The organism is Tessaracoccus defluvii (assembly GCF_014489575.1).
In the GTDB taxonomy this organism is placed as follows: domain Bacteria; phylum Actinomycetota; class Actinomycetes; order Propionibacteriales; family Propionibacteriaceae; genus Arachnia; species Arachnia defluvii.
This window is the reverse complement of the sequence record NZ_CP060789.1, coordinates 922,546-934,619: the sequence shown is the minus strand read 5'-3', so window position 1 is coordinate 934,619 and position 12,074 is coordinate 922,546. Positions and strand designations below refer to the sequence as shown.

General features: G+C 69.2%; 13 protein-coding genes, 1 tRNA gene and 2 pseudogenes. 8 read left to right on the top strand and 8 right to left on the bottom strand.

Annotated elements, in window-relative coordinates; all coding sequences use genetic code 11:
- Window positions 1-418 precede the first annotated feature (418 nt).
- Both cynS and H9L22_RS18510 read left to right on the top strand, forming a co-directional pair.
- On the top strand, window positions 419-874 hold the full coding sequence (gene cynS, locus H9L22_RS04365) for a cyanase (RefSeq protein ID WP_187721742.1): 456 nt from the start codon (window positions 419-421) through the stop codon (window positions 872-874).
- Between the two features lie 32 nt (window positions 875-906).
- Entirely contained in the window at window positions 907-2,778 is a 1,872-nt protein-coding gene (locus H9L22_RS18510) for a DUF6880 family protein (protein ID WP_226966114.1), read from the top strand.
- Between the two features lie 6 nt (window positions 2,779-2,784).
- On the opposite strand, the gene H9L22_RS04350 is transcribed toward H9L22_RS18510, so the two are convergent.
- The 6 genes from H9L22_RS04350 to H9L22_RS04325 form a co-directional block, all read right to left on the bottom strand.
- Window positions 2,785-3,855, bottom strand: coding sequence for a nucleotidyl transferase AbiEii/AbiGii toxin family protein (locus H9L22_RS04350; RefSeq protein WP_187721741.1), 1,071 nt, complete (start codon window positions 3,853-3,855; stop codon window positions 2,785-2,787).
- Window positions 3,845-4,414, bottom strand: a complete 570-nt coding sequence (locus tag H9L22_RS04345; RefSeq protein ID WP_187721740.1) for a type IV toxin-antitoxin system AbiEi family antitoxin domain-containing protein — start codon at window positions 4,412-4,414, stop codon at window positions 3,845-3,847. Before H9L22_RS04345 ends, H9L22_RS04350 begins: the two co-directional genes overlap by 11 nt.
- A 41-nt stretch (window positions 4,415-4,455) precedes the next feature.
- Complete coding sequence (locus tag H9L22_RS04340) at window positions 4,456-4,848, bottom strand: hypothetical protein (protein ID WP_187721739.1); 393 nt, start codon at window positions 4,846-4,848, stop codon at window positions 4,456-4,458.
- Window positions 4,849-4,918: 70 nt separating this feature from the next.
- Window positions 4,919-6,106, bottom strand: coding sequence for a tyrosine-type recombinase/integrase (locus tag H9L22_RS04335; protein WP_187721738.1), 1,188 nt, complete (start codon window positions 6,104-6,106; stop codon window positions 4,919-4,921).
- Window positions 6,099-6,305: a helix-turn-helix transcriptional regulator gene (locus H9L22_RS04330; protein WP_187721737.1), complete on the bottom strand. Its 207-nt coding sequence runs from the start codon at window positions 6,303-6,305 to the stop codon at window positions 6,099-6,101. Before H9L22_RS04330 ends, H9L22_RS04335 begins: the two co-directional genes overlap by 8 nt.
- A gap of 175 nt (window positions 6,306-6,480) precedes the next feature.
- Window positions 6,481-6,554, bottom strand: a tRNA-Met gene (locus H9L22_RS04325).
- Between the two features lie 181 nt (window positions 6,555-6,735).
- On the opposite strand from H9L22_RS04325, the gene H9L22_RS04320 reads away from it, so the two are divergent.
- Both H9L22_RS04320 and H9L22_RS04315 read left to right on the top strand, forming a co-directional pair.
- Window positions 6,736-7,344: a DUF4956 domain-containing protein gene (locus H9L22_RS04320; RefSeq protein WP_226966113.1), complete on the top strand. Its 609-nt coding sequence runs from the start codon at window positions 6,736-6,738 to the stop codon at window positions 7,342-7,344.
- Complete coding sequence (locus tag H9L22_RS04315) at window positions 7,341-8,141, top strand: polyphosphate polymerase domain-containing protein (RefSeq protein ID WP_187721736.1); 801 nt, start codon at window positions 7,341-7,343, stop codon at window positions 8,139-8,141. Before H9L22_RS04320 ends, H9L22_RS04315 begins: the two co-directional genes overlap by 4 nt.
- On the opposite strand, the gene H9L22_RS04310 is transcribed toward H9L22_RS04315, so the two are convergent.
- Window positions 8,098-8,439, bottom strand: a complete 342-nt coding sequence (locus tag H9L22_RS04310; protein WP_187721735.1) for a hypothetical protein — start codon at window positions 8,437-8,439, stop codon at window positions 8,098-8,100. The genes H9L22_RS04315 and H9L22_RS04310 overlap by 44 nt on opposite strands.
- A 45-nt stretch (window positions 8,440-8,484) precedes the next feature.
- Here H9L22_RS04310 and H9L22_RS04305 point away from each other — a divergent pair, with 45 nt between their 5' ends.
- Window positions 8,485-9,306: a carbohydrate-binding domain-containing protein gene (locus H9L22_RS04305; protein ID WP_187721734.1), complete on the top strand. Its 822-nt coding sequence runs from the start codon at window positions 8,485-8,487 to the stop codon at window positions 9,304-9,306.
- A gap of 17 nt (window positions 9,307-9,323) precedes the next feature.
- Window positions 9,324-9,734 carry a hypothetical protein gene (locus H9L22_RS04300; RefSeq protein WP_187721733.1) on the top strand — a complete coding sequence of 137 codons (411 nt, stop codon included), beginning with the start codon at window positions 9,324-9,326 and terminating at the stop codon, window positions 9,732-9,734.
- On the opposite strand, the pseudogene H9L22_RS04295 reads toward H9L22_RS04300, so the two are convergent.
- Window positions 9,655-10,757, bottom strand: a pseudogene (locus tag H9L22_RS04295) (aldo/keto reductase family protein). The gene H9L22_RS04300 and the pseudogene H9L22_RS04295 overlap by 80 nt on opposite strands.
- A 53-nt stretch (window positions 10,758-10,810) precedes the next feature.
- On the opposite strand from H9L22_RS04295, the gene H9L22_RS04290 reads away from it, so the two are divergent.
- Together H9L22_RS04290 and H9L22_RS20290 are read left to right on the top strand one after the other, a co-directional pair.
- Complete coding sequence (locus H9L22_RS04290; protein WP_187721732.1) at window positions 10,811-11,395, top strand: DUF1349 domain-containing protein; 585 nt, start codon at window positions 10,811-10,813, stop codon at window positions 11,393-11,395.
- A gap of 29 nt (window positions 11,396-11,424) precedes the next feature.
- Window positions 11,425-12,063, top strand: a pseudogene (locus H9L22_RS20290) (M16 family metallopeptidase); the annotation flags it as partial.
- Window positions 12,064-12,074: the final 11 nt, after the last annotated feature.

Sequence of the window (12,074 nt, the reverse complement as noted above, 5' to 3'; positions counted from 1 at the left end):
GAGGCATCGGACCGTCTTGGACATCCGTTCATAGACGGCGCTGGTGCCGGCAGGAATCATCGTCCCGCACAGTCGGCAGGGGCCGGCGTAGCGGAGCTTCATCCGCTTGTCACTGTCCTCGGATGCCACGACGTGCTCTGTCATCCCACTCCCCACGGCCGGTTCCCGCCCGCCCTCGGTTCAGCCGCATGCAGCCAACTCGCAAGCCGAGACCGCTCGTACGTTTGCGCGTAAAGATAGCTCGCCCGGGTCGACGTTCGCAGAGAAACGAACGGGGAGAAACTGGGCCCCATGAAGGCTCTTCCGATGAGCCCGTGCAGTGGTCTGGTGGCGGCCAGCTGGATCGCGACCGGGTAACCGCATCCTCCCGCCCTGCGTTGGCTAGGCTCGACGGAACCCTGACCACGAGGAGAGAACCATGTCCTACAACGCCGCCAAGGACGAGGCCGGCCAGCGGATCCGCGACGCGAAGGAGCGTGCCGGGCTCACCTGGTCCCAGATCGCCGAGGCCATCGATCAGCCTCGCGAGTGGACCATCTCCGCTCTGCTGGGCATGCACCCCGTGCCCGAGGCCGCCGCCACCACGGTGGGCGAGATGCTCGGCCTCGACGACGACACCATCCGTGCTCTCCAGCGCCAGCCCTACCGGCCCGGGCTCGGGGAACTGGCCAACGACCCGACCATTTACCGCTTCACAGAGGCCATCGCCGTCTACGGTGCGGCGATCAAGGAGATCATCCACGAGGACTTCGGCGACGGCATCATGAGCGCCATCGACTTCGACGTCCGCGTCACCCGCCGCGAGCACCCCAAGGGTGACCGGATCGTCATCACCTTCGACGGCAAGTACCTCACGTACCCGCCGCGCGACTGACCACTCCGGGGCCAGCCGGTAGCCTCGACGGTGTGAGGATCGCCACCTGGAACGTGAACTCGGCCAAGCAGAGGATGCCGAGGCTGCTGCCCTGGCGCGAACAGCGCCGACCCGACGTCGTCTGCCTGCAGGAGACCAAGCTCACCGACTCCGCGTTCCACGAACTCCTCGACGCGGCCCTCGCCGGCCTCGGCTACGAGGTGGCCCACCACGGGCACGGCGGGTTCAACGGAGTGGCCTTGCTCTCCCGGGTCGGCCTGGACGACGTCGTCGCCGACTTCCCCGGCCAGCCCCAGTACGAAGGCGTCACCGAGGCCCGCGCGCTCAGCGCCACCTGCGACGGGGTCCGCATCCATTCCCTCTACGTGCCCAATGGGCGCGAGGTGGGCTCGCCCCCCTTGGCCGGCGTGCATTGCCTTGATCGTGACGGTCACCGCGAGCACCTCCATTCAGGAGGTAGGTGTGCGGGCGGGACCGTCGTGCCGTCGGTCATCTTGGGACGGGCGACCTCAGTTGCAAGAAGCGTGGAAGGAACTCAGGCGGCGGTGGGGAACGGGACGGGCGGAGGCCACTGGAGTCAGGAAGAAGACGATGAGAAAGGCGAAGAAGAGGATGAGGATGAACATGAAGAGGCGGGCGGCGAGGGCAGAGGACGGTGGGGCGAGAGACTGGTGCTCGTGAGCACCCTGGCCGACGCCGTACTCCCGCTAATCCGCACCCGGTCCGACCTGTACAGGTACAGCGCCGCCAACGCGCACGGGCGGGACATGCACGAAGCGGTCGACATCCTCGAGTCCGCGATCTCGAGAACCGATCCGGCCGAGGTCTACTCGGTCACTCACAAGGCACTGGCATCCGCGCTGAAGGTGATCGCTCGTGCGGACGATTCAAGCGGCATCATCGGCGACGCGTGCCGTCGACTGTTGGAGCTCCACCCGCGGGCCGCTGCTGCAGCCCGGACGCCGGCCGGGAAGCTGATCGACTGGATGATGAAGTTCCAGTTCGACGACGACGAGGTCGACTACTTCGAGCTCGACCCGGTGGCGTACGCCCCGGCCCTCGGCGAGGTCGGTGTGGCGTCATACCGGAAGCGGCTGGCCGAAGTCGAGGCGAAGCTCGGGCCCCGGCCCGCCAATCGGTGGCAGTCCGGCCACTCCCATGAATGGTTCACCCTGGATTGGAACGCCCAGAGGCTCGCGGTCTTCGACCACGACATCGACGCCATCATCCGCACCCATGCCAAGGACAGGAAGGTCGCGGCATGGCTGGAGGACACCGCCGAGGCGTTCGAGGAGATCGGCGAGATCGAACTCGCCATCGACTGGGCCAAGCAGGCGACCGACTTCGACCGTGGGCACCAGTCGCTCAAGGCGGCGGACTACTGGTGCGGGCTGCTGGATGCGCACCGGCCAGCCGAGGCGCTCGACGCGCGGCTCTCGGTGTTCCGCAAGTGGCCGTCGTCGACCTCGGCGGCTCGGCTGCACAAGGCCTCGGGCAAGTCCTGGCCGGACTATCGCGACGAGGTTGTGGCGACCCTGGCAGCGAGTCCGCGGGACGCGGTCCTGTTCGCACTTCTCACCCTGAAAGATTCCGAGTTCGCGTGGAACCTCGCGCACTCGTTGGCGCTCGACAGCGACCACACCTGGAGCGAGGTGGTGAAGGCGTACGAGCAGGTCGATCCGATCGCGACCCTGCCGATCCACCAGCGCCTCGTCGAGAACGAGCTGGTCGAGGCCGGTGCGCAGCATTACCGGCTGGCAGCGCGCAGGCTGGCCAAGATGCGGAAACTCAGCGCTGGATCGGAGAAGTCGGCGGAGGTCAACGACCTGATCGCGGCCCTGCGCGAGATCCATCGGCGTCGCCCGCGGTTGCAGCAGGAGTTCGACCGGGCAGGACTACCCTGACGCTTGTCAGTCTCGGGCGGCCCGAGGCGACCGTCCCCGCGTGATCTTGACGTGGGGCGGCAGCGGCTCGTTCGGATCGCTGGTCGCCTCAGCTTCCTCGGCCGCCTTCGCCTCGTCGTCGATGAGCCCGACGAGCTCGATCTCCTGTATCCAGGCGTTGACCTCGGCCACCGCCTCGTCGAGCGACAGGCCCACGCCGCCGGAGGTAGCGGCTCGAGCGAAGTCGTCCGCCCAATGTGCGTGGGCCAACAGGGTCGGCGGCCAAGCACGAGTCGCGAGGCCAAGCTGGGCGGCCTCATCGATCCGAGCGGCGAACACAGCCATCGCGGCCTGCCGAATCTCGGCCAGGGTCGGACTCCCGGTCGAAGCGGCGAGGTCGCGGAGCAGGAGGAGGTCCACGACGTCACGCGCGCGGTCGTTGATCGAGTCCGGCGGCTCGTGCGGATCGGAGACTGCGTGGAGCTTCTGAGCGATCTGGAAGCGCATGGCGATGCCGACGAGGGCATCCGGGTCAGGCAGTCCGAAGCCGGCGAGCGGTGGCGGCTCGATCGTCTCGTGTTCCTCGCTGGCGCCCGCCTCGTCTGGTGACACCTCGAACTGGATGCGCCTCCAGGTCACGCCGCGCATCTCCAGGAGGATGTCGAAGCGGCGTGGCTTGATGATCTTGGTCGGCACGTTGACCACTTCGACCTCGCCCCGGCGCAGCGTGAGCGGTCCCCATGGTTCGTCGAGAGCCTCGTCCAACGCGAGGATGAATTGATCGAGGTCGCCACGGATCAGGCCGTCGACGTCCTTGGTGGTGCGGGCCGTGGCCGGCAGCCGATGCTGGAGCAGGGTGCCACCCTTGAGCAGGAACAGGTTCCGGCCCTCGGCATCGATGGCTCGTTGCACGGCGGCGATCGCCACGGACGACGCGACGAGCCAGCCGAGTCGACCGCCTCGCGCCTCGTCGCCGAGCTTGCCCTCGGCCTGGGCGATCCAGGTGTTGAGAACCTTGGCCGAGATCGGCTCCTTGGTCTTCGGCTTCAGCGTGCGGAGGAGTGCGGCCAGCCGTGAGCCGAGGTGCTCATCGCTCATGGCGAGCCTCCAACGCTGCCGCGAGCTCGTCGCGCTCGGTTGCCTTGAGGTGACCCTGCGCGTGGCCGCGCTCGATCGCCTGACGCAGCAGGTACGTCGGCGTGCCGTACGTCAGGCACTGGGTGATTGCCGTTGCCGGCGTAACCGTGGGGATCTCCTGCCACCAGCCGATCTGCTTCGGGGCGAGGTCCTCGTAGTGCACGACGTAGTCGTCTCCGCCCGTCCTACGGAAGCGGCGGTGCTTGCCGACGGTGAGGTGGATGCGGTTGGGGTTCACGTCGCTGATGCCGTAGGCGTCGAGGGCGGTCTCGTGCGAAAGCGCGGCTTCGGGCACTCGGGTCCAGAGGACCGCGAGCATGAGGTTGTCGTGCTCGCCGCCCGGATACTGCGGGAACCGGTACACGCCGTGGGCTGCCCTATCGAGTGTGCCGCGGTGGACGAGCATCTGGAGTGCGTGCTTGTCGATCCCGATCTCGGTGGCCTGTTGAGCGGTCACGAAACCGTGCTGTGTGGTCGCGATGTCCCACAGCTCATCACGCGCGAGAGCCTTTCCTGCCATGTCAGAAGTATAACGGAAACGTGACACTATTGCCGAGCTGGTCATGGTGTCGCAGTCCCGGCCTCGCGCACGGGCTCGAAGTTCATCCTCTCTGCGCACGTCGAGCAGAGGGTCTTGTACCAACCGTGCTTTCCGCGGCGCGAGAGTTGCCCAGGCTGACCGCAGCACTCGCAGACCTCGAAGGACTTGCTCTCGGCCTCATGGATGAGGTCGTAGAACCGCTTCGAGGTCTCCGCGTCCACGTCGCCTACGTTCGCGTAGTAGCGCAGACCGCCGAAGTTCTCCTTCACCTGGCTGATCGTGTAGTCCGGCGACAGCACCTTCAGCTTCGACTCCAGGTCGGCGATTAGCGGACCCCAGCCGTCGTCGCATTCGAACCAAGCGCGGGACTCGTCGCCGTGGGTCCCCTGGTTCCGTTCAATCTCATCCTTCATCGTTTGCTCCTTCCCATCAGGTCGACCCGCCGTCGACGCTACGGACGAGGTCCGACAGCGGCCAACCGGTTTACTCGTCATCGGTGCGGGCGAACGCCTGGTCGAGCAGCTCGGCGGTGAGCGGGTTCACCTGCTCGTTGCGGCGGATGCAGTGCTCGATCGTCACCTTGGGGTCGGTGTGGCCGAGCAGCTCGGAGGCGAGGTTGAGGCTGGCCTGCTCGCTAATCACCGTCGCGACGGTGCGCCGGAACATGTGCGGGCTGACACCCTCGATGCCGGCGTCGCCAAGGACCTTGCGCAACTGCCGTCGCACGTTGGCGGTGGTGAGCGGCGTCCCCTCACGGCTGCGGAACACCAGCGCGTCCAGCGAGTGGTCCGCCATGATCGCCAGCCGACGGCGGAGTGCCTCGGCCGTAAAGGAGGGCAGCGCGATCACCCGGTTGGACCGGTCGGTCTTCGGATGCTCTTGCCGGTAGGTACCGACACCGCGCTCCGAGATCACGGTGCCGCAGATCCTCAGCGTCGCCGGTGTCGTCGTCAGATCCAGGTCGCGGCGGCGGATGGCGAGCACCTCGCCGATCCGGGCGGAGGTGCCGAGCATGACCTCGACGATCTGGCCGAGCTGCCCGTCCGGGTTCGGGCCAGAGGTGCCGCGCGACAGCTCCCACGCCTTGATCACTACCCTGATCGCGTTGACCTCGGTCGCGGTCAACGCGGTCGGTGTCCGCTTCGGCTTGTGCAGGCGCGCGACGCCGTCGATCGGGTTGCGGTGGATCACCTCGTGCCGCACCGCCAGCCCGAACGCGAGCCGGAGCACGGTCTTGGCGCGCTTGGAGCGGGCGTACGACTGCTTGCCGAGTTCCTTGAGCAGAGCGTCGCAGCGGGCCACCCCGATCTCGCGCAGGGCGTAGCCACGGAAGGCCGGGAGCACGAGCCGGTTCATGTCGCGCTCGTAGTTGAACCGGGTCGCCGGGGCGATCCTGTTCTCCAGATCCAGGTCGGCAAGCCAGTACTCCACCAGCGCCGGGAACGGGCTGTCGGGAGTCAGCGTGGTGTCGACCGGCTGGAAAGCGTTGCGCTCCGCGAGCCGCCGCTTCAACTCGACCTCGGCAGCCGGCCTCGATGATGCGGTCGCCTGGACGAGTCGTGTCTGCCCGTCCCAGTCGCGGAAGCGGGTGCGCGCCTCGACCTTGCCCTTCGCGCGCTGGATGAAGGCGATCTCGCCGTACCCGCCGATCGGAATGCGCGGCCTACTCATGGGAGCCGCCTTCGTGCCGCTCCTCCAGCCACTCCGCGATGTCGCTGGTCGCGAACCGCAGGTGCTTGCCGAGCTTGAAGGATCGCGGTGCCCGTCCGGACAGCCGCCAGTCATAGATGGTCTGCACGGGGTCACCGAGGTACTCAGCGAGCTCCTCGACCCCGATGAGGGGCTCCAGCCCCAGTTCTGTGGTGTTCATGCCCATCAGGTGTGCGAGCCGAACCGAGCAGCCCCGAAGCGACCGGAACCGACGGCGTCGGCGCCCTGCGGGCAGCGCTGCACACCTGCTCAATGTGATGGGTGAACGATGGGATCGCATCTCGCCCCCAAAGTGAAAGTCCAGGCCAACCATGGGCTGACCTGGACTTTCTTCGTAGCGGGGACAGGATTTGAACCTGTGACCTCTGGGTTATGAGCCCAGCGAGCTACCGAGCTGCTCCACCCCGCGTCGGTGAAACCAACCCTACCCGGTCCCCCGACGATGTGCCAAATCGACGGTTCACGCGCCGCAGACGGGCCTGCGGGCCGCCCCTCGTCAGGCTCACAGCCGAGCCCCGCGGCGCGCACAGCCGACGCACAGACTGCACCACTTGCATGGTCACATCACCCCACCGATCAGGAGCTGAACAGTGACCACCGCCACCATCGCCATGATCGGCGTCGACCTCGTCGCCGCCGCCGTCCTCGCCTTCGCGCTCTACTTCCGGCGGCACCGTCGGCGCGATCTCGTCGTCGCCTTCCTCGGCATCAACGTCGGCGTGCTCGCAGTCGCGACAGTGCTCGGCACCGCCGAGGTGGCGCTCGGGCTCGGCCTGGGCCTCTTCGGGGTGCTGTCGATTATCCGGCTGCGTTCCTCCGAGATCAGCCAGCGCGAGGTGGCCTACTACTTCTCGGCGCTCGCGATCGGCCTGATCGCCGGGCTCCCCCACACTGATCTCACGCTGCCGATCGGCCTGATCGTCCTCATCCTCGCCGTGCTCTACATCGCGGACCACCCGCGCCTCCTGTCCACCAGCGCCTCACAACTGGTGCGCCTCGACCGCGCCGTAGCCGACCCGACAGAGCTCCGGGCGGAGCTCGAGCGCCGCCTCGGAGTCCGGGTCACGGCGGTCTCGGTCCAGGAGCTGAACCTCGTCAACGAGACCACCCTGGTCGACGTCCGCTACACGGCGACCGGGTGCCCCGTCCCGGTCGAGCCGACCCTCAGCCTGCTCGACCTGCAGGCGGTCCCCCGATGACGGCGCTGCCGCTGGACCGCCTCACGCCGGTCCCGCTGGCCGACATGCTGGCCGAGGCCCCCCTCATGACGAGGACCGACCGCAAGTACGTCCTCACCCGCCAGTCGTGCGCCCTGTGGCTGGGCGCGCTGCCGGCGACGACGCGCATCCTCGACATCAACGGCACCCGCGACCCCGGCTACGAGAGCGTCTACTTCGACACCGACGACCTCCTCACCTTCCGCCTGGCCGTCCAGCAGCGACGGCGCAGGCTGAAGCTGCGGACCCGCAGCTACGTCGACAGTCACGACACCTTCCTCGAGGCCAAGACCCGCCAGGGCGACGACACCACCGTCAAGGAGCGTGTCGACTACGCCTGGGAGTCCCGCTCGCGCCTCACGGCGGGTGGCCGCAGCTACGCGGCCGAGGCGCTGGCCGCCGTCGGACAGGCACCGTCGCGGGCGGCCGAGCTCGGCATCACGCTGACCACCCGCTACCGCCGCAGCACCCTGCTGCCCGCCCCAGGCGTGCGGGTCACGCTCGACCAGGGCCTGACCTGCAGCCTGCCGGACGGCCGGACGGTCGCCTGGCCCGATGTCGTCATCGTCGAGACCAAGACCGACGGCGCCGCCTCACCGATCGACCGCTCCCTCTGGCACGCCGGCCACCGCCCCACGGCCATCTCCAAGTACGCCACCGGGCTCGCCGCCCTCCGCCCCGAACTCCCCCACAACCGCTGGGCGCGCCTCCTGCGCGACCGGCTCAACTCCCCCGTCACACCACGCACCGTAGAGGACCTCCCATGCGCCGCCGTCTGATCACCTCCCTGGCCACCCTCGCCGTCGTCGCCTCGCTGACCGCAGGCTGCACCGCCCAGTCCCCCGCGGAGAGCCCGGACGCCTCCACGTCCAGTACCCCAGCAACTACCGGGGCCACAGCCGCGGCCACCACGCTGGGCGTCTCCGTCGAGGAGGTGCTGGCCGCCAACGCCGACACGACGACGGTCAACGAGGACGAATGGTCGGCCGCCGACGCCGTCGACATCGCGCTGACAGGCACCGGGGCCACCCCCTCGGGCGACGGGGTCGCCGTCGATGGCGCGACCGTCACGATCACGACGGCAGGCGTCTACCGTCTCACCGGCACCCTGGCCGGGGGATCGTGGTCGCCGCACCCGACGACGCGCAGGTCGTCCTCATCCTCGACGGTGCCTCCATCGACAACGCCGACGGCCCGGCCATCCAGGTCGACACCGCCGACGACGTCGCCATCCATCTGGCCGACGGCAGCGCCAATGCCGTGGCGGACGCCGCCAGCTACGCCGAGGACGCCCCCGCCGACGCCGCCATCCACAGCACAGCCGACCTCACCATCAGCGGCACCGGTGCGCTCACCGTCGAGGGCCGCGGCAACAACGGCATCGCCTCCTCCGACGACCTCGTCGTGCTGTCCGGCACGCTGACGGTGACCGCCGCCAACGACGCCCTCAAGGGCAAGGACTCGCTCGTCATCGAAGGCGGCACCATCACGGCGACCGCCGGCGACGACGCGCTCGCCTCCGACAAGGACGACGATGCGGCCAAGGGGTTCGTCCGCATCACCGGCGGCGACATCACCGCGACCGCCGACGACGACGGCATCAACGCCACCACCGACATCGTCATCGAGGGCGGCACCATCGTGATCGCGGCCGGTGGCGACGGCGTCCACGCCGACCAGATCCTCCGCATCGCCGGATCCGAGCTGAGCGTGACCCGCTCCGAGGAGGGCCTCGAGGCCGCCGACATCGGCATCAGCGGCGGCACCGTCTCGGTGGTCGCGACCGACGACGGCGTCAACGCCTCCGACGGCTCCGGCAGTCAGGCCATGGGGGCGGCGCCCCCGGCGGCCAGGCGGGCACCGACGGCGTCACCCTGGAGATCTCGGGCGGCACGCTCGTCGTCGACGCCCAGGGCGATGGGCTCGACTCCAACGGCACCCTGACGATCACGGGAGGCGACGTGACGGTGCACGGCCCCAGCAGCGGGGGCAACGGCACCTTCGACGCGGACGGCGCCTTCACCATCACGGGCGGCGACCTGCTGGGGCTCGGCAGCTCGGGCATGGCGCAGACGCCCACGGGCACCGGACAGGCCTGGGTGGCGGCCTCGGCGGACATCGCGGAAGGCGCGCAGGTCGGTGTGACCGACGCCGACGCGACGGTGGTCGCCACCACGACGGCGCTGCGGACGGCCCAGTTCGTGTTCTACTCCTCCCCCGACGTCGCCACCGGTCAGACCTACACGGTCACCGTCGACGGCGCCCAGGCGGCCACCGCGACGGAGGGCCAGTTCACCGGAGGCATGGGTGGCGGCCCGGGCGGGCAGGGTGGAATGGGAGGCGGGCCGGGCGGCCGCGGTGGGAACCGCTGACCACCCGGCCCGCACGGGGTACCTCAGGGGCGGCCGGCGGGCGCCCTCGTGTGCGACGGGTCGGACTCCACGATGTCCCGAGCGCCTCGTCGATGCGGCCCAGCAGCTCGGCCGGGATCTCCACCCCGGACGCCTGCACGTTCTCCGCGATCTGCTCGGGCCGGGAGGCGCCGATGATGGCCGCGGCCACGTTGTCGTTCTGCAGCACCCACGCCACGGCCAGCTGCGCCATGGTCAGGCCCAGCTCACCGGCGATGGGCGCCAGCGACTGCACGCGGGTGAGCACGTCGTCGGTCATGAAGCGGCTGATCATGTCCTGGCCGCCCTTGGTGTCGGTGGCCCGTGAACCCTCGGGCACCGGGGCGCCGGGCAGGTACTTGCCCGTGAGCACACCCTGCGCGACGGGCGACCAGACGATCTGCGACAGCCCCTCCTCGCGGGAGGCCGGGACGACCTCGTCCTCGATGACTCGCCACAGCATCGAGTACTGCGGCTGGTTCGAGATGAGCTGGAAGCCCAGCTCGCGGGCGAGCTTGGCGCCGGCACGGATCTGCTCCGCGTTCCATTCGCTGACGCCGATGTAGAGGGCCTTGCCCTGACGGACGACGTCGGCGAATGCCTGCATCGTCTCCTCGAGGGGGTCTCCACGTCGAAGCGGTGCGCCTGGTAGAGGTCGACGTAGTCGGTGCCCAGTCGCCGCAGCGAACCGTTGATGGACTCCATGATGTGCTTGCGGCTGAGGCCCGAGTCGTTGGCGCCCTTCGGGCCCGTCGGGAAGTAGACCTTGGTGAAGATCTCCAGCGACTCGCGCCGCTCGCCCTTGAGCGCCTCCCCCAGCACCGACTCGGCGGCCGTGTTGGCGTACACGTCCGCGGTGTCGAAGCTGGTGATGCCGTGGTCGAGGGCGGCACGCACGCAGGCCTTCGCCGTGTCGCTCTCCACCTGGGAGCCGTGGGTGAGCCAGTTGCCGTAGGTGATCTCCGTGATCTTGAGGCCGGAGTTGCCGAGGTAGCGGTACTTCATGACTCGTCAGGCTACCGCCCGCCGCCGACAGATCGCCGGTAGCCTGCCTGAGCATGGACCTCTCCCCCGTTTCCTGGGCCGAAGGCGCGTGGACAACGCCCCCGGCCGCCGTCGCTGAGGACGGCACCGACCTGCTCGTGACCTGCGTCGAGGGCTCCGACGCCTGGCGCACCACCTCCTACGGCTTCATTCACGACACCGAGCATGCGCTGGTGGCTCCCCTGCCGTCCGACAGCGCCATGGAGGTCGTCTTCACCGCCGACTACGCCGAGCAGTTCGACCAGGCCGGCATCTTCGTCGTCGCAGCCCAGGACCGGTGGATCAAGGCGGGCGTCGAGTTCGCCGACGGGCACCCGCAGCTGGGCGCCGTCGTGACGGGGCCCGTCTCGGACTGGTCGGTCGCCCGCGCCGACGACCTCGCCGGCCGCCGCGTGCGGGTGCGGGTGTCGCGCGCCGGGGACGCGATCACCGTGCGGGCCGCCGTCGACGGTGGGCCCCTGCAACTGGTCCGTGTCGCCCCGTTCCCGGCCGACGCCGAGGCCGCCGCCGGGCCACTGGCCTGTGCCCCGACCCGGGCAGGGCTCACCGTCCGCTTCCACGGGTGGTGGCGCGGCCCCGCGGACGGTTCGCTGCACTAGGTCTGTCGACCCCGCTAGGGTCAGGGACCATGAGCGAGGCCGAACTGCACTACGAGCTGGCGGAGGCGCGCCTCGACAACGGGTTACAGGTGGTGGTCTCGCCCGACCGGGACGCCCCCGGCGTCGCCGTCAACCTGTGGGTCGAGGTCGGCTCGGCCGACGAGACGGAAGGCCGCACCGGCTTCGCCCACCTCTTCGAGCACCTCATGTTCCAGGGCTCCGGCAACGTGGCCTCCGGCGAGCACATGGCCACCATCGAGGCCCTCGGCGGAACCATCAACGCCACCACGTCGACCGACCGCACCAACTACTTCGAGACGGTGCCGCGCGGCGCGCTGGAGCTGGCCCTGTGGCTGGAGGCCGACCGGTTCGCCAGCCTCGCCATCACACCCGAGAACTTCGAGGCGCAGCGGCTGGTGGTGAAGGAGGAGAAGCGGCAGCGCTACGACAACCAGCCCTACGGCGACCTCCTCGAACTGCTGAACGGCCAGCACTTCGACACCCATCACCCGTACGGGCACCTGACGATCGGGTCGATGGAAGATCTCGACGCAGCGCACCTCGACGATGTCGCCCGCTTCTTCGACGCCTGGTACCCGGCCAGCAACCTGCGCCTCGTGCTCTGCGGCCCCGTCACCGTCGACGAGGGCCTGGAGCTGGCCGACCGCTACCTGGGCTC

Coding starts and splice junctions, on each gene's coding strand:
- cynS (WP_187721742.1), top strand. CDS start 419: ATGTCCTACAACGCCGCCAAGGACGAGGCCGGCCAGCGGATCCGCGAC.
- H9L22_RS04350 (WP_187721741.1), bottom strand. CDS start 3,855: ATGAGCGATGAGCACCTCGGCTCACGGCTGGCCGCACTCCTCCGCACG.
- H9L22_RS04345 (WP_187721740.1), bottom strand. CDS start 4,414: ATGGCAGGAAAGGCTCTCGCGCGTGATGAGCTGTGGGACATCGCGACC.
- H9L22_RS04340 (WP_187721739.1), bottom strand. CDS start 4,848: ATGAAGGATGAGATTGAACGGAACCAGGGGACCCACGGCGACGAGTCC.
- H9L22_RS04335 (WP_187721738.1), bottom strand. CDS start 6,106: ATGAGTAGGCCGCGCATTCCGATCGGCGGGTACGGCGAGATCGCCTTC.
- H9L22_RS04330 (WP_187721737.1), bottom strand. CDS start 6,305: ATGAACACCACAGAACTGGGGCTGGAGCCCCTCATCGGGGTCGAGGAG.
- H9L22_RS04315 (WP_187721736.1), top strand. CDS start 7,341: ATGACGGCGCTGCCGCTGGACCGCCTCACGCCGGTCCCGCTGGCCGAC.
- H9L22_RS04290 (WP_187721732.1), top strand. CDS start 10,811: ATGGACCTCTCCCCCGTTTCCTGGGCCGAAGGCGCGTGGACAACGCCC.